The 23,723-nt window shown below is 43.0% G+C and carries 20 protein-coding genes; 2 read left to right on the forward strand and 18 right to left on the reverse strand.

Features of this window, described 5'->3' with window-relative positions; all coding sequences use genetic code 11:
* Positions 1-39 precede the first annotated feature (39 nt).
* The gene (gene panC, locus BLW31_RS13215) at positions 40-888 is read left to right on the forward strand and encodes a pantoate--beta-alanine ligase (RefSeq protein ID WP_010536904.1); all 849 of its coding nucleotides are present in this window, start codon (positions 40-42) and stop codon (positions 886-888) included.
* A gap of 20 nt (positions 889-908) precedes the next feature.
* Positions 909-1,262 (forward strand): aspartate 1-decarboxylase, encoded by a 354-nt coding sequence (panD, locus tag BLW31_RS13220; protein WP_008759980.1) that lies wholly within the window; start codon positions 909-911, stop codon positions 1,260-1,262.
* Between the two features lie 72 nt (positions 1,263-1,334).
* Here panD and BLW31_RS13225 read toward each other — a convergent pair whose 3' ends face one another.
* From BLW31_RS13225 to BLW31_RS13315, 18 genes are all read right to left on the reverse strand, one after another.
* Positions 1,335-3,626, reverse strand: coding sequence for a bifunctional dihydroorotate dehydrogenase B NAD binding subunit/NADPH-dependent glutamate synthase (locus BLW31_RS13225; RefSeq protein WP_010536905.1), 2,292 nt, complete (start codon positions 3,624-3,626; stop codon positions 1,335-1,337).
* A 144-nt stretch (positions 3,627-3,770) separates the two neighbouring features.
* Positions 3,771-4,982: a glucose/galactose MFS transporter gene (gene gluP / locus BLW31_RS13230; RefSeq protein WP_022300743.1), complete on the reverse strand. Its 1,212-nt coding sequence runs from the start codon at positions 4,980-4,982 to the stop codon at positions 3,771-3,773.
* An 86-nt stretch (positions 4,983-5,068) separates the two neighbouring features.
* A complete protein-coding gene (serS, locus tag BLW31_RS13235; RefSeq protein ID WP_010536908.1) occupies positions 5,069-6,343 on the reverse strand; it encodes a serine--tRNA ligase in 1,275 nt (424 codons plus the stop codon).
* A 147-nt stretch (positions 6,344-6,490) separates the two neighbouring features.
* On the reverse strand, positions 6,491-6,760 hold the full coding sequence (rpmA, locus tag BLW31_RS13240; RefSeq protein WP_010536909.1) for a 50S ribosomal protein L27: 270 nt from the start codon (positions 6,758-6,760) through the stop codon (positions 6,491-6,493).
* Positions 6,761-6,781: 21 nt separating this feature from the next.
* Complete coding sequence (gene rplU, locus BLW31_RS13245) at positions 6,782-7,099, reverse strand: 50S ribosomal protein L21 (RefSeq protein WP_010536910.1); 318 nt, start codon at positions 7,097-7,099, stop codon at positions 6,782-6,784.
* A gap of 242 nt (positions 7,100-7,341) precedes the next feature.
* The gene (locus tag BLW31_RS13255) at positions 7,342-7,983 is read right to left on the reverse strand and encodes an HAD-IA family hydrolase (protein WP_010536911.1); all 642 of its coding nucleotides are present in this window, start codon (positions 7,981-7,983) and stop codon (positions 7,342-7,344) included.
* Between the two features lie 37 nt (positions 7,984-8,020).
* Entirely contained in the window at positions 8,021-8,905 is an 885-nt protein-coding gene (locus BLW31_RS13260) for a TraB/GumN family protein (protein WP_010536912.1), read from the reverse strand.
* Between the two features lie 25 nt (positions 8,906-8,930).
* On the reverse strand, positions 8,931-9,443 hold the full coding sequence (locus BLW31_RS13265) for a C40 family peptidase (RefSeq protein WP_010536913.1): 513 nt from the start codon (positions 9,441-9,443) through the stop codon (positions 8,931-8,933).
* 32 nt (positions 9,444-9,475) lie between these two features.
* On the reverse strand, positions 9,476-10,180 hold the full coding sequence (locus tag BLW31_RS13270; RefSeq protein ID WP_010536914.1) for an ABC transporter ATP-binding protein: 705 nt from the start codon (positions 10,178-10,180) through the stop codon (positions 9,476-9,478).
* A gap of 52 nt (positions 10,181-10,232) precedes the next feature.
* The gene (locus BLW31_RS13275; protein WP_010536915.1) at positions 10,233-11,726 is read right to left on the reverse strand and encodes a DUF5687 family protein; all 1,494 of its coding nucleotides are present in this window, start codon (positions 11,724-11,726) and stop codon (positions 10,233-10,235) included.
* A 23-nt stretch (positions 11,727-11,749) separates the two neighbouring features.
* Entirely contained in the window at positions 11,750-14,590 is a 2,841-nt protein-coding gene (locus tag BLW31_RS13280; RefSeq protein ID WP_010536916.1) for a M16 family metallopeptidase, read from the reverse strand.
* Positions 14,591-14,672: 82 nt separating this feature from the next.
* Positions 14,673-15,473, reverse strand: a complete 801-nt coding sequence (kdsA, locus tag BLW31_RS13285) for a 3-deoxy-8-phosphooctulonate synthase (RefSeq protein ID WP_010536917.1) — start codon at positions 15,471-15,473, stop codon at positions 14,673-14,675.
* 84 nt (positions 15,474-15,557) lie between these two features.
* Positions 15,558-16,484, reverse strand: a complete 927-nt coding sequence (locus BLW31_RS13290) for a diacylglycerol/lipid kinase family protein (protein WP_010536918.1) — start codon at positions 16,482-16,484, stop codon at positions 15,558-15,560.
* Positions 16,485-16,567: 83 nt separating this feature from the next.
* Positions 16,568-17,488 carry a tRNA (adenosine(37)-N6)-dimethylallyltransferase MiaA gene (miaA, locus tag BLW31_RS13295; RefSeq protein ID WP_010536919.1) on the reverse strand — a complete coding sequence of 307 codons (921 nt, stop codon included), beginning with the start codon at positions 17,486-17,488 and terminating at the stop codon, positions 16,568-16,570.
* A gap of 97 nt (positions 17,489-17,585) precedes the next feature.
* The gene (locus tag BLW31_RS13300; RefSeq protein ID WP_022301610.1) at positions 17,586-20,228 is read right to left on the reverse strand and encodes a TonB-dependent receptor plug domain-containing protein; all 2,643 of its coding nucleotides are present in this window, start codon (positions 20,226-20,228) and stop codon (positions 17,586-17,588) included.
* Between the two features lie 11 nt (positions 20,229-20,239).
* On the reverse strand, positions 20,240-21,445 hold the full coding sequence (locus BLW31_RS13305) for a transporter (protein WP_010536921.1): 1,206 nt from the start codon (positions 21,443-21,445) through the stop codon (positions 20,240-20,242).
* Positions 21,446-21,505: 60 nt separating this feature from the next.
* On the reverse strand, positions 21,506-22,150 hold the full coding sequence (locus BLW31_RS13310) for an ATP-binding cassette domain-containing protein (protein WP_010536922.1): 645 nt from the start codon (positions 22,148-22,150) through the stop codon (positions 21,506-21,508).
* A gap of 16 nt (positions 22,151-22,166) precedes the next feature.
* Positions 22,167-23,714: a DUF4836 family protein gene (locus BLW31_RS13315; RefSeq protein WP_029425354.1), complete on the reverse strand. Its 1,548-nt coding sequence runs from the start codon at positions 23,712-23,714 to the stop codon at positions 22,167-22,169.
* Positions 23,715-23,723: the final 9 nt, after the last annotated feature.

A 23,723-nucleotide genomic window follows, 5' to 3' on the forward strand; every position in this document is an offset into this window, starting at 1 on the left:
GTTTTTGCAAACGACCAAAACATAAACCAATTAACAAAAATGAAAGTAATACACACTATCAAGGACTTACAGGCCGAATTGACGGTACTGAGAGCCCAGGGTAAGAAGGTAGGACTAGTACCCACAATGGGTGCTTTACACGTAGGACACGCATCACTGGTAAAGCGCAGCGTAAGTGAGAATGGTGTAACAGTAGTGAGTGTTTTTGTAAATCCCACTCAGTTTAATGATAAAAATGATTTAGCAAAGTATCCGCGTACACTGGATGCTGACTGCCGCCTGTTGGAAGATTGCGGTGCGGCATTTGCCTTTGCTCCTTCGGTAGAAGAGATGTATCCGCAACCGGATACGCGTGAATTTAGCTATGCTCCGTTGGATACGGTAATGGAAGGAGCTTTCCGTCCGGGACATTTTAATGGAGTTTGCCAGATTGTCAGCAAGTTGTTTGATGCAATACAGCCGGATCGTGCCTATTTCGGAGAGAAAGATTTTCAGCAACTGGCAATTATCCGGGAGATGGTTCGCCAGATGAATTATAAACTGGAAATAGTAGGTTGCCCTATTGTTCGTGAAGAAGACGGACTGGCTTTGAGTAGCCGGAATAAACGTTTATCGGCACAAGAACGTGAAAATGCTTTAAATATTTCTCGGACATTATTTAAAAGTCGTACCTTTGCAACCTCTCACACAGTGAGTGAGACGCAGAAGATGGTAGAAGAAGCGATAGAGGCTGCTCCGGGATTGCGTTTGGAGTATTTTGAAATCGTTGACGGAAACACGCTGCAAAAGGTAAACAGTTGGGAGGATGCTCAGTATGTAGTAGGCTGTATCACAGTGTTCTGCGGAGAGGTCAGACTGATTGATAATATAAAATATAAAGAAATCTAAATTTTAAAAGACGAAACCTTATGATGATTGAAGTGTTGAAGTCGAAAATTCATTGTGCACGTGTTACAGAGGCAAATCTGAACTACATGGGTAGTATCACGATTGATGAAGACCTGCTGGATGCTGCCAACATGATTCCGGGAGAAAAAGTGTATATCGCTGATAATAACAATGGTGAACGCTTTGAAACCTACATTATCAAAGGTGAACGCGGTTCAGGCAAGATTTGTCTGAATGGTGCTGCCGCCCGTAAGGTGCAACCGGATGATATTGTGATTATCATGTCGTATGCGCTGATGGATTTTGAGGAAGCGAAGTCGTTTAAACCGACGGTGATTTTCCCGGACCCTGCGACGAATAGCGTAGTGAAGTAAGAAGTATCTTGTGATAAGAAAGCCCCGTTTACATTCAGTAAACGGGGCTTTCTGCTATAATCAGGTCTTTTTTTATTTGCTTTGCAGTTGCTCATTCATGGCAGCAGCTGCCTTACGACCGTCGCCCATTGCAAGAATAACAGTAGCTCCACCACGCACAATGTCTCCACCTGCATAGATCATCGGAATAGAAGATTCCATATTTTCATCTACGGAAATGGTTCCTTTGCGGCCTAATTCCAGTCCTTTGATCGAACTGGGCACAATCGGATTCGGAGATACGCCAACGCTGACAATAGCCAGATCGATATCAATTGTTTCCGTTGCCCCCGGAATGGCGACAGGACTACGACGTCCGGAAGCATCCGGTTCGCCCAATTCCATTTTCTGGAGGATAACTTGTTTCACGCAACCTTGTTCGTCGGCAATATATTCGAGAGGATTGTGTAAGGTCAGGAATTCGACTCCTTCTTCTTTGGCATGTTTTACTTCCTCGATACGTGCCGGCATTTCTTCTTCCGAACGACGATAGATGATCATGGCACGTTCGGCACCTAAGCGTTTGGCAGTACGGACAGAGTCCATAGCAGTATTACCACCGCCGATGACAGCTACATTCTTACCGAAAGCTACCGGAGTATCGGAGTCTTCACTAGCGGCATCCATCAGATTGACACGAGTGAGGTATTCGTTAGAAGACATGATATTGATTGAGTTTTCACCCGGTATATTCATAAAGTTAGGCAGGCCAGCGCCTGAGGCAACGAATATTCCTTTGAAACCTTCTTCTTTCAAATCTTCCACACTGATTGTTTTTCCTACAATACAGTCTTTAATGAAAGTGACACCCATTTTGGCGAGGTTGTCTATTTCAACGTCTACAATCTTATTAGGCAGACGGAATTCCGGGATACCGTATTTCAATACACCACCGATTTCGTGCAGTGCTTCGAATACTTTTACGTCATAACCGTATTTTGCCATATCGCCTGCGAATGATAATCCGGCAGGACCCGAACCGATAACCGCAACTTTGATACCGTTCTTTTCGGCAATGACAGGTACTGAAATCTGCCCGCTTTCACGTTCAAAGTCAGCAGCAAAGCGTTCCAGATAACCGATGGCCACCGGTTTCTCTTTCATCTTTAAGTGTATACATTTGGATTCGCACTGTTTCTCCTGGGGGCAAACGCGACCGCATACAGCCGGAAGTGCACTTGTTTCTTTCAGTGTTTTGGCTGCTTCAAGGAATTCACCGCGCTCAATGTTCTTTATGAAACGTGGAATGTCAATGCCTACCGGACAGCCTTCCATACATCCCGGATTGGCACAATCCAGACAACGCTTGGCTTCTGTAACTGCTTGCTCGGCAGTCAATCCCTGGTTTACTTCTTCCTTACGGCTATGTGAGCGGTATTCGGCATCGAGCTCGTTCATCTCGACACGGGGGATAGCTGTACGTTCTTTCGGTTTCATCGATTTACGCAAATCCTGTCTCCAGGCAGCGTTACGACTTTTTTCATCCATTTCTTTGGTCGCTTCACATTCGGGTTGGAGCTTGTGCATCTCTTCACGCTCAATTTTCTTGAACGCACCCATACGTTTCAGCATCTCGTCAAAGTCCACTTGATGACCGTCAAACTCCGGACCATCAACACATACGAACTTCGTTTTTCCTCCTACAGTGATGCGGCAAGCACCACACATACCTGTCCCGTCTACCATAATGGTATTCAATGAAACATCGGTAGGTATCTCATATTTCTTAGTCAGCAGACAAACGAATTTCATCATGATAGCAGGACCGATGGCAAAGCATTTATCAACTTTTTCACGTTTGATTACTTCTTCTACGCCTTCGGTTACCAAGCCTTTGCGGCCATAAGAGCCGTCGTCCGTCATGATAATCACTTCGTCGGAGCTCTCGCGCATTTCTTTTTCCAGAATGATAAGATCTTTGTTACGTCCGGCCAATACTGTGATCACTCTGTTGCCGGCAGCTTTCAATGCTTGTACTATAGGAAGCATCGGAGCAACACCTACACCACCACCAGCACAAACAACTGTTCCGAAATTCTCAATATGGGTAGCTTGTCCAAGCGGACCTACCACATCGGTGATATAATCACCTTCGTTCAATTCACAGAGACGGGTAGAGGAGAGCCCGACCTCCTGTATCACCAAAGTGATTGTACCTTTCTTTAAATCAGAACCGGCAATCGTCAGAGGCATACGTTCTCCCTTATCGCCTACACGTACAATGACGAAGTGTCCGGCTTTGCGGGATTTAGCAATTAAAGGAGCTTCAATTTCAAGTTTAAACACTTTCTCAGAAAAGCGTTCTTTGCTAATGATTTTGTTCATTATCTAATTATTTTGTTGGTATTATTACGTAACTGCTATCAGAATGTTGTAAATTTTGGCAAAGATACAGCTTATTTACGAAATATAAAAAGAAAAGCCACTCTTTTGATGAGCGGCTTCCCATATCTATACGGATATCTTTATTTATTTCGTTCTGATTTTATATCCCGCCACTCCGTAATATAGAATAAACAGGAAACAGGGGAGGCAAATCCAATAAGCATTCTGGATATCTGAAATGTCTTTTAAATAACCGAATAAAGTAGGAATGACGGCACCACCTGCCATTGCCATAATCAAAAGAGATGAACCGGATTTGGTAAACTTTCCTAAGTCTGCCATAGCCAAAGGCCATAAAGCAGGCCACATTAAAGAGCATCCCAGCGCCATGAAGGAAATGAAATAGATGGATATATCGGCAGGCGTAAGTACTACTAATACGGAACCGATGATTGCTAAAATAGAACAAATCTTCAATGCTGTAGCCTGACTCATATATTTGGGGATGAAGATGATACCGCAAATATAGCCGATGACAATGCCTATCGGAGCGATCCAGGCATACATTGCTGCATTTTCCAAATGGAGGCTAGTGGCATAATCGACTAATGTGCCAAGTGATACAGTTTCTACACCTACATATAAAAAGAGGGCGAGGCATCCTAATAATAGATGCGGGAATTGCCAGACGGATGTTTTCTTTGCTGCATAAGGACAGGATTCGGCTGCCTCTTCGCTATCGTCTTCGCCGACAGCTTTTACCTCTGGTAGTGGAGCCATATAAGCAATAATTCCTAATGCAATGAATGCGGCGATAATAACGTAGAAGGGCAAAAACAGGTCGGAGACGGTAATATCAGTTACTTCTTTTCCGATAAGAAACGCCAGGAATAAAGGGGGGATTGGCCATGCAAGTTTATTGCATATACCCATAATGCTAATGCGTTTGGCGGCACTGTCTATCGGTCCCAGAATGGTGATGTATGGGTTTACGGCAGCCTGCAGATAGGCATTGGCGGTTCCGCTGATGAAGGAGGCCAGCAAAAATAGAGGAAAACTTTCATAACTTGCCGATGGTATAAAAAGCCCGAAAGCTATGGCAAACATAAGGAATGAAAGGACCATTGTCCGTTTGTATCCAATTTTTTTAATTGTAAGTCCTGCCGGATAACCAAAGATAAGAAATGGAATGAAAGTAGCGGCAATGATCAAGTACGATTCGGCTGAACTGATTTCCAGCGACCCTTTCAAAACGGGGACTAGTACGGAGTTGATACCAAGGGCGAAGCCCAATGAGAAGAACATGACGCCAATGAATGCCAATGGCAATGCAAAACTTTTTGTGTTTTTTGTCATGGGGGTAAATGTGTTAAAGGTTAATAAATAAAGAAAACTCCTGTAAGGGGCAAATATGTCTTGTTCTTACAGGAGTAAAAAGTTTCTTAGTCTATCAGGTCGAAACCGCAATATGGAACCAATGCTTTAGGTATTCTGATACCTTCGGGGGTTTGATTGTTTTCCAGTAAGGCGGCGACGATGCGTGGTAATGCTAATGCTGAACCGTTCAGTGTATGGCAAAGTTCTGTTTTCTTTTCTGCACTACGGTAGCGGCATTTCAGGCGGTTAGCCTGGTAGGTGTCGAAGTTGGATACGGAACTTACTTCCAGCCAGCGCTTCTGTGCTTCGGAATATACTTCGAAATCGAAGCATAGCGCAGCGGTAAAGCTCATGTCGCCACCACACAAACGGAGAATACGGTATGGAAGTTCCAGTTTTTGCAATAGACCTTCTACGTGGTCGAGCATTTGCTGGTGAGATTCTTTGGAGTGTTCCGGCTTGTCGATGCGTACTAATTCTACTTTGGAGAATTCGTGCAGGCGGTTCAGACCACGTACGTCTTTACCGTAAGAACCTGCTTCGCGACGGAAACATTGTGTGTACGCACAATTCATGATCGGCAACTGTTTCTCTTCCAGAATAACATCGCGGTAGATATTGGTAACAGGCACTTCGGCTGTCGGAATCAGATAAAGATCATCTACTTCGCAATGATACATTTGTCCTTCTTTGTCGGGAAGTTGTCCGGTACCATAACCGGAAGCTGCATTGACTACTGTCGGTGGCATGATCTCTGTATATCCGGACTTGCGTGCCTCGTCCAGAAAGAAGTTGATCAGAGCGCGTTGCAGCTGGGCACCTTTTCCTTTATATACAGGGAAACCTGCCCCTGTAATCTTTACACCGAGGTCAAAATCGATTAAATCATATTTTTTAGCCAGTTCCCAATGAGGCAGTGCATCTTTGGGAAGTTCTGTTTCCATACCTCCCATCTTTTCTACGACGTTGTCTTCGGCACCTACACCTTCAGGTACGCTGTCATAAGGGATGTTGGGGATGGTATAAAGTAGATTCTGCATGTCTGTAGCAGCCTGTGTCATAGTAGCGTCCAGTGCTTTGTTGCTTTCTTTCAGTTCGGCAACACGTGCACGTGCAGCTTCGGCTTCTTCTTTCTTTCCTTCTTTCATCAACTGACCGATAGTACGGGAAAGTGAGTTAACCTCTGCCAGATTCTTATCTAATAGGTTTTGCGTAGTACGTCTCTTGTCGTTGAGGGTGATGACTTCGTCAATCGTCTCTTTTGCATTCTTGAAATGCTTCTTTTCCAGCCCGCGGAGTACCGCCTCTGTATTTTCTGTAATCTGTTTAATGGTAAGCATATCTATACTTTTTATGAACTTTCTTTTTAAGGCTACAAAGATAAAGAAAAAACGAATAAGCGAGCAATGAAAATCTGCATAAATAAAGAAAGGAGATGCAATCCTTTTGGATTACATCTCCTTTTCTTGAATATTTCAGTTGTGCAATTATGCTTCTGTTGCTTCAGCAGGAATGATAGAAACGTATCTTCTGTCTTCTTTGCCTACTTTAAAGCTAACTGTACCATCTACTAAAGCGAAAAGAGTGTGGTCTTTACCCATTCCGATGTTTTCACCCGGGTGGAATTCAGTACCTCTTTGACGAATGATAATATTACCTGCTTTGCAAGCTTCGCCACCAAATATCTTTACGCCTAATCTTTTGCTATGTGATTCGCGGCCGTTCTTAGAACTACCGACACCTTTTTTATGTGCCATTTCTTCTTACTTTTTAAATGATTAAGCTACTACTTCTGTGATTGTTAACTCAGTGAACTGTTGACGGTGACCGTTCAGTTTTCTGTGACCTTTTCTTCTTTTCTTGTGAAAAACAAGAACTTTGTCGCCTTTAACCAAGCTTGAAACAACCTGGCAAACAACTTTTGCACCTTCTACAGTCGGAACACCTACAGTTACGTTTCCGTCTTTGTCTACCAAAAGAACTTTTTCAAATTCTACTGTTGAACCGTTTTCTGCACCTTCGATGTGGTGAACGAACAACTTCTGACCAGCTTCTGCTTTAAATTGCTGACCGTTAATTTCTACAATTGCGTACATCTTATATATAATGTATAAGTTAGCTCCGGCGGGTGGTCTTTAATCACTTAAAGAACTCTTTGTCGAACCCGTTGCGGAATAATCGGGCACAAAATTACTTTTTTTATTTGTTTCAGACAAATTTTTCCTTTATTTTTTGCTGTTTCTTATTAAAGCATTTTACATATACTCTGTTTTCCTTTTGGAGATACAGCTTTCACATGAATTTTTGAAGTATCTTTTGTCTTCGTCCACTTCAATAATTATATTTGTAGCAAGCAGGATAAATTCTCCATGATAAACCGATGGGGATAGGCTTTAAGTTCATCAGCGGTAGTCATCCCATTAAGGACACCTGCAAAGTCTACTCCTGCATTTTGTGCTGTTTCGGCATCTATTGTACTGTCTCCAATATATAAAGTTTCTTGCGGAGCACTGCCCAGGTGTTCGAGAGCGAAGTTTACTCCTTCCGGTGAAGGTTTGGCAGTTTGCACATTTTCTCCGCCTACCACTATGTCGAGAAAGTTTTCCGGCAAATACTCATCCAGAAAACTGAGTATACGGAAACGGTATTTAGTAGAGATAATACCGATGCGGGCACCTTGTTCTTTTAGCTCTTTCAGAGTAGAGAGTGTATCAGGAAAAAGACGGGTATTCACGTTCATGTGAACATCTGCTTCCAGTCTGTACTCTTGTCGGAAAACTGTGAGCTGTTCCCAGTCGGTGACTCCGGTCAGTATGCTGAAAGATTCTTCCAGTGTTTTGCCAATAGTACGTTTGATCGCTTCGTCAGTGACGTTCGTATATTGGTGGCGATTGAGTACATTCCTGAAACAAGTAACGATACCCCGTGATGAGTCGGCTAATGTATAGTCGAAATCAAATAAATAAGTTTTATAGTTCATGGGAAGATGTTTTCGGCAAATATAATGAACACCTTTTTTATTTCACTGCTTCTACTGTATATCCCTGTTTTTTCAGTAAGTTTAATAATCCTTTATCACCCGGCAGGTGCAAAGCACCGACTGCAACAAAGGTGGGAGCGGCTTTCATGATTGCCGGCAATTTCTGTGCCCATGTTTTGTTACGGTTGTAAATCATGGCATCTTCTTCTGCGGGAAGTGCGTCACATTGATTCCCTTTGCGTTCTTCGTTGATCTTAAGCATGGTTTCTAAATCTTGTTTCATGTAGGCGTCCGTCAGTCTTTTGAGGCTTTCCACTTCTTTGTCGATGTTGTTGAGGGTACACATGAGCAGTTGTGCTTGGCGTTGCAGGGATAGTCCATTATATAATAGGTTAAATTGGAAATCCGGGGTTTCCAGCCCATCTGTTTTTTTTCCTTTCTGTATTGCCTGAGTTTGGAAATAAGTATCAAGCTGTTCTTGAGGATTATAGTTTCCAATATGTTTGATGTATGCCACCACTGCTATGTTGTTCAGTAAGAAAGCTGGTTTGATTTTGGGTGCCATACTCAGGTCCATCATCAGGTTCTCTTTACAGAATTTATTAGCTGTTTCGTATTCTTCCGGTGAAAGGAGAGTGGTTAGAGTCGTATCGCTTTCGATCATCATCATTTTCTGCATCTTTTGGATGGTAGCCTGAGATTGTATCTCCGACATTTTCAGTTCTCCATATACTTGTTGCGTTTCATCCATTGCTTTCTGTAATCCGGTGATACCGTCTTTGATACTTAACGGAGCAAGATGGTGAGTCCCCATGATGTAGGAGGGGCTGCTAAGTCCGTTTCCAGAAACTTTCCATAAAAGTTGTGCATTTGCGCTTAATGCTACGCAGATAAATATGATTGCTCCAATAAATGATTTCATGATTCTATATGTTTTTAGTTGGTAATCAGCGTATTCTTCCTCCGGATATCCAGTGTCTGGTGTAATAGTCTTCACTCAGACGACTGACAATAACTCCTTTGCTGGTGCTGGCATGAATGAATTTCCCGTTTTTAAGATAGATGCCTACATGAGCTACTTTCTTTTTGGAACGGCTACTGCTAAAGAATACGAGGTCTCCTTCTCGTAGATTTCGTTTGGCTACTTTGGTGCTTTCTTTTCTCAGGTCTTCAGAGTTCCGCGGGACTTGCATACGGTAGACTTTCCGGTATATCTGGTAAGTAAGCCCTGAACAATCAGTGCCACGTTTTGAATCGCCTCCTCCACGATAAGGAACACCTATCCATTCGGCTGATTCCAAATAGAGTTTATGGTTATCTTCCATATTAATATCTACACCCAGCAGGATGGAAGCACGTGCTAGTGCTTGATAATCCAAACGGGGAGCGGATGTACGGCAGGAACTAAGGATAAAGATCAGTCCTGTCAGTATGAGGATAAGTTTGAATTTTACTTTCATCGGCTCTCTTTCATCAGGTATCGTAATTTGCTTTATTCTTCTACATTAAAGTAGTCTTCCAGTTCTTTTTCTGCAGAATTATTCTCATTAATAATATCCCGGATAATGACACCATTCTCCAGCAGGGCAATACGTGGACATACATCTGTCGTATGATTCAGATTGTGGCTGGAAATAATTACTGTTGCATTATGTTCTTCACTGTATTTCCTAAGCATATGCTTGATAATAGACTGCGAACTGGGATCAAGGAAGTTGAACGGTTCATCGAGTATCAACAGTTGAGGGTAATGAAGCATAGCGGAGATAATACCGATTTTCTGTTTATTACCGGCAGAATAATTGCGGATTAATTTCTTTTGCCCGATCACTTCTCCATTCATCAGACGTTCGAACGGTACAAGACGTTCGTCTACCTCTTCCTTTTTCAGTCCGTACATTTTCCCTATAAAATAGAAATATTCTTCCGGAGTTAGGTAGTCGATCAGAAATCCGTCGTCAATGAAAGCACCTGTAACGTTTTTCCAGTCTTCACTTTGGCTGACGTCAATATCGTTGATGACTACATTGCCATTATCCGCTTTCAGCAAATCGAGCATTAACCGGAAGAGTGTTGTTTTACCAGCACCGTTGTTTCCTACCAATCCGAGCATGTCGCCTTGATTGATCTCATAGTGGTCTATGTTCACGGCCATCTTTTCGCCGAATTTCTTTTGAAGATTATTGATGCTTATCATTGTCTTGGTATTTTTTATCGTAAAATGGTAAATCGGTTCAATTGTAAATCTCTTATTGGCGACTGTCTCTGAAGCCTTCCATATTCTCGTATCTTCGTTTCATGAAGCGCTTATAAACATTTCTGATCCAAAGCGGAGAAGTAATGGTGAATCCGAGCCCGATGACGAGCAGGATAGAGTATGCTACAGTCTCACCCAAAAGTGCATTTAATGTAGAATACAAGATTAAGGGAACTCCGAAAGCTCCGAAGTTGACAACCATTTGTATGGCGCTATTGGTTTGGCGGCTTGACACTTTTTCGTTTAGAGCTACAGTTTGTTTATTGTAAACAGCCAGTTGGAAGAAACAGAAATAGATAAAACCGGTGGTGTAAAAGAACCAGGCAAAAATACCCAATAAAGGTACTTTGTCCATTATTATGGCGGGGATCATCAGCATAAAGGGAACGACTTCGCCAATAGTATAAATATAATATTTTGCTTTCAACAGACTCATGATAGATTCTTTGCGGGACATTAGGCCGTCAATGTAGTTGCCCTCGAAGGACATAAGCTGTGAAAGAATGATCATGCCGAATACGGCAAAATTGTAAACACAAATAAAAGTAGTCATTGTGCTGCTGTCATAAAGGCTTGAAAAGCTCAGTATACAAGAAAAAGCGATGACGACAAGAATGACGCTTCGTAGCGCACCTTTACAACGCCGGTTGCGTAAAAGCATTTTTAACTCCAACCGCATATATTCACCAACTTCTCCGTATCGCTCGAAAAATTTGTATTCTGAAACATGCTTGATGCGAGTGTCATCTACTTTGGCTAATTCTGCGTAGATAAGACCGGACATGATTTTGCGGTTGATCAGCCACAAGATGGCTATGACAAGTATAGTACCTAGAAAATAGAGAATATTCCCGTTAATGTATCCGTCGCCCAAGTCCATAAAGAAGTAGAATAGGGGACTGTCTTCGGGAATAAAGGCAAGGCAGCCGAGCCCACCGTAAAAAGCGATAGGGAGCAGCACCCACCAAATACGTTCATTAATTAGTGTGCGACATAACAGGTACCAGTAGTTGTTGGCTACGATTAATAACCAAATGCCTATGAGATAGGTGAATACACCTAAGATACCGAAATACTTGGTAATAGTAATGAAGGAAAAAGGGATGAACATAAACAACCAGAACAGGTTGAAGAGGCTTAATCCCGAACGGATGAGCAGGAAATCGATAATACGATTCCGTTTTACCGGCAGCAGGAGGTAAGGCTTTACCTCCTGCGTCGGTGTTTTTTGGAACGGAACACGCAACAAGAAATCAAGTGCTAAAATAAAAATCAGGACAACTGCATTCATTACATGATACGGTTCCCGGTTGGGAACCATATCTGCAAAGCCGAATGCAAACGTTGTGCCGAAGAAGATCAGGTATCCTGCCCAAAAGGCAACCCCGATATATCCGAAAATTTTGGCAACTTTGTTCTTTTCATACATCGGATGCCGTTTGGAGGCAAGCCGTCCATGTTTGCGTAATTCGTTGAATATCATCATACTGTTGGTATGCTATAAGATGTTTATTTAGCTTCTTCTTCAGGTACGGTCATGATGACTTGGATTTCGTTGTTCTGTTTCATCAATTTAGCAAGGAATTCTTGTACATCTTTTGCTGTGATGCTGTTAACCAACGTTTCATAGTCTTTCGTATAGTCGATACCTGTGTAGAAGTACTCGTCCAGGTTACCCAGCCAGTAACTGTTTTCCTTTTGAGCATCTTTGTATTTTTTCAGCATATATTCTTTGATCTTCTGCATGTGTTCGGCAGACGGACCTTCTTTTGCCATTTTGTTCAACTGTTCGATAACAATGCCCGACAGTTTATCTTTCTTGGCAGGGTCAGTCTGGAATACAATTTGAAGAACGAGTTGTTCTTTCGGATATCTGCTGAGGCTTCCGCTACAGTTCACGCCATAGCTACCTCCTTCTTTTTCACGGATTTCTGCGGTGTAAACCATATCCAAAGCTTGGTCAAGGATGCTGAGAGTCATCTGGTTGCGCAAATCATACTTGCAAGTGCCGCTGAACAGGAACATAATGGAAGCCATCGGAGTTTCCTGCTTTTTAGCAAATTCGTTTTTGTATTGTCCTTTGCGGATTTCCATCTTTGTATCTTTGAAAGACTCTTTGCGATTGATAGACGGCAGACCACCCAGATATTTGGCAATCATCGGTTTCATTTTCTCAATGTCTACGTTTCCTACGAAGTAGAATGTAAAGTCACTGGCGTCTTTGAAACGGTCTTTGTACATTTCTAGTACACGGTCGTAGTCGATCTTGTCTACATCCTCTTCTTTCATGCTGAAAGAACGCGGGTGGTTGCCATACAAAGCGTAAGAAATAGTATCGCTGAATGCAGTCATCGGATTAGCATCGGCATTCTGCAGTTCTGCTTTCAGGCGATTCTTGTATGATTCGAATGCTTCGTTATCCTTGCGGGGAGCAGTGAAAGTCAGATAAGTAAGTTGCATCATTGTTTCAAAGTCCTTCGGAGAACAGCTACCGGAAACCGTTTCAGTCGTAGCGCTGACACCGGCTCCTACAGAAGCACGTTTGCCTGCAAGTGCTTTGCCCAAGTCTACTTTGTTGAAGTTGCCGATACCACCAACCAATGCAACACCATTGATCTGAGAGATATTCAGAATTTCTTTGTCAGCAAACTGACTGCTACCACCGAGACTGGTACCTTTCATCAAAATTTGGTCTGCTTTATAGTCTGTTGGTTTGATATATACTTTCACACCATTGGACAGAACCAGTTTCGTTGTTCCGTAAATGTCTCCGGCTTTTTCAGAAATGATCTTTCCGCCTTTCGGTTCTTCTTTCAGCAAAGGTTCGTTAGAAACTTTGTCTTCGTAGGGTTTCAAGTCGAAAGATTTCATCTGTTTCAGTAAAGCTGTGATTTCTTCTTTAGTCGGGTACTTCAAACCTTCTTTCTCCGGACCTGCCAGCAGTACTACCTGATTGTTGTCAGTAATCAACTGTTGCATCACCTGGTTGATAGCTGTCACCGGAATGTTGGGAGCCAACTTGTTCATCATTGCATATTCGTACTCAATGCCCGGCATCGGTTCATTGTCAAGGAAGTTGCTGATGTATTCGTTGACATAAGTATCATTTTTCATCTTTTCGCGTTCGTTGTAAGCGGATTCTACGCGTTGTAGATAGTTGGCACGAGCACGGTCATATTCTGTTTCAGTGAATCCGAAGCGGCGTGCGCGTTCAGCTTCTTCAAGGATTGTTTTCATGGCAAGTTCGATACCACCAATTTTGCTGCTGGCATCAATACCGAAAGCACTTTTTGTTTTAGCGACGAAGAAGTCACCATAACCTGCGCTTGCACCAGTGAAAGGAGGGTCAGCCTGCTGACGGATTTCTGCCAGACGGCTGTTGAGCATACTGATACCCATGCTCAGCATATATTGAATACCGTAGTAGTTGATTGTATTCTTCAGTGAATCGGGGAACGCTTCGCTCTTGAAGAAGAAGCTGATAGAAGGAGTCTCGATTTCCTTGTCCGTACCGATGAAGATCAATGGTTCCTGGTTGTCTGCTACCGGATAATAGATACGGTTGGCAGGATGTACCGGAGCTTTCACGTCTGCAAAAACTTTCTTCAGTTTTGCTTCCATTTCGTCCACGTTGATGTCACCGACAATCATGATGCCTTGTAAATCAGGACGATACCATTTAGCATAATAATCGCGGATGTCCTGATAAGGGAAATTGTTGATAACGTCCAGACTTCCGATTGGCATACAGTCAGCGTATTTAGAATCCGGATACATCGTAGGCAGGGCGTTAGTCATGATACGCTGCATACCACTGTTGCGGCTTCTCCATTCTTCGCGGATCACACCACGTTCCTTATCGATTTCTTTGTCGGCAAGGTTGATGGCGCTTGACCAGTCATGCAGGATCAGCAGACAAGAATCTACTACGCTGACGTTGTCAGTAGGCACATTGCTGATGCGGTATACAGTTTTATCGATACTGGTATATGCATTCAGGTTTGTACCGAACTTGATACCCTTGGTTTCACACCAAGGTACGATACCTAGTCCTGTTTCATCACCCGGAAAATTCTTTGTTCCATTGAAAGCCATGTGTTCAAGGAAGTGGGCCAGACCGCGCTGTTGCGGTTCTTCAAGGATGGAACCCACTTTTTGTGCAATGTGAAATTCGACGCGTTTTTCTGGGAGTGCGTTGTGTCGGATGTAATAAGTAAGCCCGTTCTCAAGTTTACCTATGCGGACATTTTTGTCCACAGGCAGTGTTTGCATGGGTTGTGCAGACACGAGTTGGAAATTGCAGCATATAAAGAGAACTGCAATAAAAAATCCACGTAATAAATGTTTCATGTTCTATTTAGTTTATAAAAAAGTTGTCTGAAATATCTGTCGTATTCTTTTGTGCATAATCACAAACAGGCAGAAAAAAGAATTATTTAATAGCTTCCCGTATTCTGACTAATTTAGTTAATAGTCCTTCCAAAAGGTCCAGCTTCAACATGTTTGCTCCGTCGCTCTTGGCTACGGCGGGGTTTTCGTGTGTTTCGATAAAGATACCGTCGGCTCCTACGGCAATGCCGGCTTTGGCTACGGTTTCGATCAGTTGGGGCATACCACCGGTCACTCCGCTGGTCTGGTTGGGTTGCTGTAATGAATGGGTGACATCCAGTATGACCGGATAACCAAACGTTTGCATTTCCGGGATTCCCCGATAGTCTACTACAAGGTCTTGATAACCGAAGGTTGTTCCTCGTTCGGTCAGCATCACGTTTTTGTTGCCCGCTTCCACCACTTTATCTGCAGCAAACTGCATAGCGAGCGGGGAGAGGAACTGTCCTTTCTTGATGTTAATTGTCTTTCCGGTTTTGGCAGCGGCAACCAGTAAATCCGTCTGACGGCAAAGGAAAGCCGGAATCTGGAGAATGTCAGCATATTCGGCAGCCATTTCAGCCTCATTGGCTGAATGTATATCCGTCACCGTGGGAACTCCGAAAGTATCACGTACTTTTTTCAGTACCTTGAGCGCTTTCTCGTCACCGATGCCTGTGAATGAATCCAGACGCGAACGGTTTGCCTTGCGGTAAGAACCTTTGAAGACATAAGGAATCTGTAATTTTTCAGTGATTCCGACCACGCGCTCAGCAATGCGCATTGCCATCTCTTCACCTTCTATTACACATGGACCAGCCAGCAGAAAGAAATTGCCGGCAGGATTGTTCTTAAGTTCGATCATTTTATTAATTACAAGTTACTAATTACTTATCTATAGTTTAAAAAGTTGAGGGCTGCCTTTTCGTCAGTTGCCCGATTTTATTGACTAATTTGGAATAATTAAAGTGGTCTTTTCTGATAATACACCTATCTCTAGTGGGAAGTGTCTTGCCAGCAGACGACCGTCCAGATCGACGGAAGCATTCTGTGCACGGAGCACTTTTACTTTTCTTGTCCGGTAACTTTTCACCATTTTATGATTCAGAATTCTTCCTTGAATCAGCATCCACAATCCCGAAATGATTTGCAGGAATTCCGGACGGTAGATGACAGATACATCCAGCCAACCATTGTAAGGTACGGCACTCGGAGTTTGTCCCCAACCCCAGGCACTTCCTACACATACGGTCATGATGCGTCCGCGGATGTGTTCATCGTTGATGCGAAGATGCATCCGGTACAGTTTCCGTTCGAATATCAGCGAGAATAGGGCGGCAACGTATGACAGGAATTTCACGCCCCAGAAGCGTTTGGTCTGGTCGGTGATTTTCACGATTCGTGCACCTAGTCCGATGTTGACTGCGTTCAGAAAATAACGGCGTTGGTGTTCCTTGCCGTCATAGAAATTGCAAAAGCCCACATCTATTTTTTTAAGGCGATGGTTAATGATACAATCCACGGCTGGTTTGTATTCGGTGCTGAGTCCCCAATATTTGGCAAAGTCGTTTCCGATACCATTCGGAATGATACCGAGGGCGATGTTCTCCTTGTCTTCGGCGTCAGAAAGCATGATACCATTGATAGCATCGTTCAGAGCACCGTCTCCGCCTACAATGACAATTGTGCGATAGCCGTTGTTCGCCAGTATTTTGGCAAGACGTTCTACAGAACCGAAACCTTCGGATTGTACATAGTCATAGTTGACACCTTTACTGTCCATGTACTCCTTGATTTCTTTCCATCGTTTCTGTACCTTTCGGGTACCTGCTTTGGGATTGTAAATTACTCCCCATTTTCCAGGTTCTACACTCATAACCGTTTTTCTATCCTAACTGTATTAACTAACAATCGCATTTTTATCTTTCACAGACTATTCGTAAATGACTGACAAAGATACTAATTCCCTCGCAGTTTTTCTATCACAAAAGCTATCTTTTCTTCCATAGGCAACTCTGCACTGACCCAATGGATGGTAAATCCTCTTCGTTCCATGCCGCGAAACCAGGTCATCTGACGTTTGGCAAATTGGTGGATAGCTGTTTCCAGTTCTGTGAACATCTCTTCATAAGTCAGTTTGCCTATGACGTACAACGTCAGGAATTTGTATTCCAGTCCATAGTAAACCAAGTCATCCGGTGAAATTCCTTGTTCTATCAACCGCCTTATCTCGTCTACCATTCCTTCGTCCAACCGTTGTTTCAATCGTCGGGTGATCTTCACACGGCGTAACTCCCGGTTGATATCGACTCCGATGATGAGGCTGTTCAACTTCGGAAATTCCCGTTCGGGAACCGGATGTTTGGCATAATACTCTTCAATTTCTATAGCGCGGATAGCACGTTTCACTGTATCCACATCCGTAGAGTTGTGCAACGTTTTATATTGCCTCAGGATTTCTGTCAGTTCTTCGAGAGAGTGATCAGCGAAACGGGCACGTAACTCCGGATTTTCCGGTACCGGCATTAACTTATAGCCTTTCAGCACAGACTCCAGATACATACCTGTCCCTCCACATAAAACGGGCAGACGGCCTTTTTGTTTGATAGATTCATAAGAAATCAGGAAATCCCGCTGATATTCGAAGACATTATATTTGTACCCGGGATCGGCAATGTCGATCAGATGATAGGGGATCGGATGTCCGTTGACTGTGTAATCAGCCAAGTCCTTCCCCGTACCGAGGTCCATTCCCCGGTAGATTTGACGGGAGTCGGCACTGATAATTTCTGTATTTAGCTTATGGGCTAATGCTGCTGCAAAAGGAGTTTTCCCTGAGGCAGTTGGTCCTAGTATGGTGATTAAATCATAGTCCGGCATAGCTTTATTCTTTTATGTCGGCAAAAATACAAAATAATTTTGACCCAATAGATATTCGGATGCTTTTATCTGATTATTTAAATGATATCTGTTTTGATTACTTATTGATTGTTTGTTGAAGACGACACACTTTTCCGTTCTTGTCTACTCCTTCGATAATAATATCTTCGGGTGCTGTACTGTCCGGTGTATAATATTCTATAGTCGCTTTACCTTCTGCATCCAATCGTAACTCCGGATTCCAATAAACGGTACTCCGGAAGTCAGAGCGCTGTTCGTTCTTTTTCTCGGGAGTATCATAAGTGGGATGATAAAATTCTACGGACTCACTGTATCCTAGCGGTGTATAAGTGATGATTCCCTGTGCCGGTTTAGCAGGGAGATTCCTGGGATCTTTTAAAGTAATCACAATGGCACCTCCGGAAGCGCGGGGACCCAGTATGATGGCATCTGCCCCGCGAAGCAGGCTGATACTGGACATGTCACTAATTTGTATATCTTTCAGAATGTCGGACGCATCATCATATACAATATCATCAATGACAATGGCTGCCGGTTCGGGATTGTTGCGGATGTGTATTTCACTTCCGTTCATGATCGTAACACTGGGTAGTCTGGTGGCTGCATCAAAAGCTGTTTGACCATATCCTTGCAGTCTGTCTTCTTCTACAGTATAAGTGTTGATGCCACCTGTATAGATACTTTTCGAGCTCGGACGTTCGCGTTTCGCTGTGACTGTCACTTCTTTCAGATTGTACACACGCATTCCCCCTTCCATATAATATTGGTCGCGGGTATTCAGCAGGTAGTCTTCCATAAAAGTGGTGGCTCCGTTAAAATAAGGAGCTTTATGTGTAGGAACCGGATATGGGGGAGTATCAATTTCAATGTCCACACCGGCAAAACCTTTTTTGGTACGTGCCTGAACCAGGAATGTCGTGCTGTCTCTGAATGAGGTGTTTACGATGAATTCACCTTTTTCGTCTGTCTCGGTGGTAGCGACGATATTGTATTTGGGAGCCAGTACACAGATTGGTCCTTTCTTAACATTTCCTCCGAAGAATCCCCTGATTCGTCCGCTGATAGTTTGTCCTTTTTCTATATAGTTGGTGAAATTCATTGAAGGAGTGCGGAGCACATTTTCTATTTTATGTCTGCGCCAGCCATGTGTCAGCATCAGATAATCAATGGATCGGAGTGTCCGGGCATCCTGATTCAGAAAATAGAATGCCGGATCTTCTACATATCCTTTCAAGTCCGAAGTCAATAGGAGATTGGACAGTATATTGTCAGCAAGAGAGTCGGGCTGAATACTTTTCCGATCGGTAATGCTGACGGAGAAAGTTCCTTCTACCGGATTCCCTTCATGGTCTTTGGCAGCGATCTGCAAAGATATTTTTTCTCTTTTTCCATAAGTCGGTTTGTCTGTCGTGACTTGCCATTGATTCGGTTTATGATCCGGTACGAAAATCAATCGTTCGCTGAGCGCATTTCCTTGCTGGTCGATTAGCATGAAGTGAGTAATCCCTTCTGTAAACAGACTGTCGTTCATCTTTCCGAAAGTCCTTTCCGGAGTGATGGGTTGTAGAATGGAAAGTTTGCCACGGGTATGCGCAAGCAGGAATAACTTCTGAGGCCATTCGGTAGCTTCTGTCTTTTGGACTTCGAAACGAATCTCCTGCTTATAGTGTGACATAGCGATGCTAATTCCTTTCGGTTCTACGGCAGGAAGGTCAAATCGTTTGGTGATACTGTCGTTGGTTTTAGCTGTAATGTAATAGGTCTCATTATCGATGGGATTCATCGTAAAAACACCCATGCCATTATGTTCAGAACGGAAATTAGTAAGTGTGTCTCCTTTTGAATTAAACAGAAAACCTTCGATATCTTTCGAGAATCCGTCTGCTCCCTGCGCTTTGAAGGCAACATTCTGATGAGGAATGCTGAGCAGGGCACCGCCTTCGGGGAAAAACTTCACATCGAAATCGTTTGTGAAGACAGGCAGATAGAAGGTACGTTTATAGATATATTGCGGATCGTCAAATTCTACTTCTATTCTGCGTGTTGCCGGAGATTTTAAATCGGGTAGGGAGATGGAGATCCAGCCGTTTTCATCCGTCTTTTTTTTTCCTTTGTTTTTTATTTTCCCATTCTCGAGATATAAGTATTTAATTGTTGTGTTTTCAAAAACAGCCTGCACGTTACTGGTGAATTTGATTTTGGCTGTATAATGTGTATCATCTTCTTGTTGGTACTCGATGTTTGATACGATGGTGTTGTCGATAGAGTTTCCTATCTTGATATTGCGCGAATAGAAAAAATCAGGATCATCATTCAACATCCAGTTAGTGTATCCTCGCAGGTAATAATCGCCTGCCGGAAGGGTCGCAGGAAGTGTGAAGGCGTTATGGAATCCCAAAGAATCTCTGCGGATTTTTTTTCGTTCTACAATGGAATCGGAACGGTTGATCAATTCCGTAATGATAAAATTACTTTGTGCATTATCCTGATGAGTGTTGGCGTTTACCAGATATCCTTTGAACCAGATTTTCTCTCCGGCTCCATAGAAAGGCTTGTCCAGATGCAGGTATAACTTTTCTTTAGGAATTCTTTCCATCAGGCTGAAGTGGGCGATGATTGTATCTTGCATGGTTTGTGCAGATAGTGAAGAGAAATATAGGAGTACTCCTAAAAACGCTGTAATACTTCTTTTACATTGAAGAGTAGTTATGTTTTTCATATAATGTGTTTTTAACTTTTATGCATCCAGATAGAAAGAACTTTTCGCTTGACAGTCAGTATGTTGATGACTGATACGATGAGGAATAAGAAAATACCCATGCTGATGGCTGCCCATAACGAACCGGTTTCCAGTTGGGGGAAGAGCAATCGGATACTTTCTACATAATAGCTGCGCAGCCAGCATACTAATCCGATGGATAAAATCAATACGATGATATTCAGCCCTACAGTCAATATCTGATAAGGCAATGCTACTCTGTTGGGGCTGTATCCTATCAGAAGCAGGCTTTCGAGTTTGGTTGTGTTCTTTTGGAGTAGTAAGAATATGCTTAGCATCAGGATATAGAACGACAGGATACTAATGAACAGACCTACTCCCAATACAATGCCTACGATAAGGCGAAGGAAGTAAGTGGTTTTTCCGGCATCCAGTTTTCCGTCTTCCGTTTCATAGCCTTTCTTTTGGAAATAGCTGGCAATAGAAGGATCAGCCGGATTGTTTACTTCGATGATCAGGCGGGCAGGTTGTGCTTCTGCATTGGGAGCGAAATTCTTATTGGCCCAGTCCATAAAAGACTGGGGTACGAGAATGGTATTTAAACGGTTGGAGAAACCGACGATGTTTCCTTTGTATTGCTCTACCCGTCCGTTACCTCGCATCATGATGTCCATTTGGATAAGACCCATTAGTCCTTCCGACAGTTTGGGCAGACTGCGGCTTTGAGCAAAACCGAAGTTGTACAAATTCAGATAATTGCGTGGGATAATGATGGGAATCGTATGCGTTTCTTCATCGAAATGCCATTTATCGAGTTTGATGTCTACAAACTCATCGGGAACTGATTCGAAGAACATATCCGTAGAGAGATGAATACCAGCTTCCTGCATGCCTAATCCTGCTGAAACTTTAAACTGAGAAGGGGTGAAAGCCCCTGTCGTTTTGGTAAACGATTGCTTTTTCAGATCGGCGATATCTTCGGGAGAGAACGTGTTGCTTTTTCCGGCAAAGGAGCCGAGTGTGCTGATTTTCTTGGTTGCTATGATAAAGTCTTTTTTCATAAAGCTGTCTCCTTCGGTGAATACGGGGATGACATCCTTATAAAACTGTACGCTGAGCAGTACAATCATCATGCCGAACAGGTTGGCTAAAAAGAAACCGGTCAGTTGGCCGATACTGATATGTTGGCGGAGAAGTTTCCAGACAAGAGCAGACATCTTATTTACAATTTTACAATTTATAATTAAATTAAAAAGGGAAGGTGAAACACTGATCCATCAGAGTTGGAGTACCTGTTTATAAGGTAGTTCAATATGCTTTCCAATGGATGTGGCGATGACTCCGGCACTTTGCTTCCCGGCTTCGTCGATGATGATTTCTCCCATGATACGGCTGTTCTCATCATCCAGATGGCTGATAGGTTCATCCAGAAACAAGAAGTCGAACGGCTGACAGAATGCACGGATAAAGGCAACCCGTTGTTGCTGCCCGAAAGAGAGTTTTCCGGCTTTCACATTCAGTTTGTCTGAGATACCCAGTTTTTCAAACAATGAAAGAATCTCTTTTTTCTTTTTGTATCCGGTAAGGTTGTTTTTCAGTTGTACGTTTTCAAGAGCTGTGAGTTCAGTGAAGATACGCAGGTCTTGAAAAAGCATACTCAGTGAATGCTTTCTCAAGTCTACCCATTGCTTCACGGAATATGCTCTGATATTGGTTTCATCGAAATTGATAATTCCTTGGTAGTCGTTGCGATAGCCGTAAATATAGCTGCACAACGAAGATTTTCCGGTGCCGGAGGCAGCTTCTATCAGATACATTTCTCCTTTTTGGAAGATAAGGTCCTGATGCCATATGTCAGAGGTCACCGAATTACGGTCAGCAAACACTTGAGGAAGTGTTTGCTGTAAGTGAATACTATTCATACCGTCCGTTTACGAGTTACATGCCGGCAAATTGCTTGGCAAAATCTACAATTTGTTTGAGGGCATTGACATCTTTGTCTTTCAGGCAAAGGTCTGTTTCGCTTGTTTCTCCTTCCGAACTTACGGATAAATAAGAAACTTTGGAAGCGAGATCAGAATAAGTCTTAAATTCCTTGCCTCCGAAACCTACCAGCATTTTGACAACCGGTAAATCCAGTATGGCTTCTGCATTGATAGCCATGAATACAGTTTTACCTTTCATCTCTGCCGCGTATGGAGCATCTTTGATGGATTTGTCAACAGCTTTGCCAATACTCTTGTAGAGCAGTTCGTCATTAGTGGCATACATTTGTTTGTCTTTGATGCCGAAGAATATATTCATTCCTCTTGTTTTATAGACATATTCATCTTTACCCAGTTCCATGATGTCTTCTCCTTTCTTGAGCCCCAATGCCTGTTTGTTTTTATAAAGAGCTTCAAGAGCATTTCCATTCTTTACATCGGCATAAGCAAGGAAAGTAGGAGCACTGTTCATGGTTACATTGATTAATCCGGCAGAAATATCACCGTTGAATGAACTGAACAGTTCTTTTACTTCATCTGCTTTGGCAATTGACACTGTGCTGCGGAATTCTTGATTCTCGCTTAATAGATTGTACAGTCCTTCTCCTTTTACACCCATATTGACGAACATTAGTGTGGATGCCGGGAAGTATTTCACGAATGTGCCGCTTGTCTTTCCGAATGATTCCATTTGTTTTTTCAAGAGAGCCTTTACAGCATCATTTTCCGTGTAGTTTTCTGTTTTGAGGGCGATCTTGCCTTTCTCAAAGTTCAATCCGCCTACAATGGTAATGTCTTCCGGCTTGATTTCAGAAGGAAGTCCCATGCTGATCTGGCTTCTGTAAGTAGAAGGAATCGCTGACATGGAGGCGAAAAAGTTGATATCACTTTTTTGTTTTGCGATTTTCTGGAAAGCTCCGGATTTAGCAATGCTGTTGTCGGCAGTCTGCTTCATCAGTTTGGTGATGGTTTCTTTGGCTGCTTCTGTCTGAGAAGCTCTGTTGGCGGAGATAATGATTGCAGTGGTTTCATTGAAAGCAAGCAAATTTCCGTTCAGGGTAGTGAAGCTATATCCGTCTGCTTCGCTCACTGGTTGGCAGATTTGTTCTTTTGCCATTACGTCAAGCGATGCGTGCAAGTCATCTTCATTGCTGACTTTGGCAACGAATACGCCACCGGAAATCTGGGGAGAGCTAAAGATATAGATCGGTGCTTCCGGATCTAAACCGGATGCTCCCGGGTTGTTTATCACTTTCTCCAGTTGTTGGAAAGTTGCGGCATTCATTCCGCTCTTCAGTGCTTCCAGCAGTTTCTGTTTAGCAGCTTCATTCTCTTTGTCATTCATCCCCGCCTTATTGGCCAGCGATTTCAAATCAATAGAGGCAACAGCCGTAGCATCTGCCGGTATTACGTTCGTATATTCCGTTTGTTTGGAACATGCTGCCAAAAACACCATCAGTACTGCCAGTACCGAGAGCCGTGAAATCATTTTCTTTGCCATACTCATACT

The sequence above is a fragment of the Bacteroides faecis MAJ27 genome (assembly GCF_900106755.1).
Lineage (GTDB): Bacteria > Bacteroidota > Bacteroidia > Bacteroidales > Bacteroidaceae > Bacteroides > Bacteroides faecis.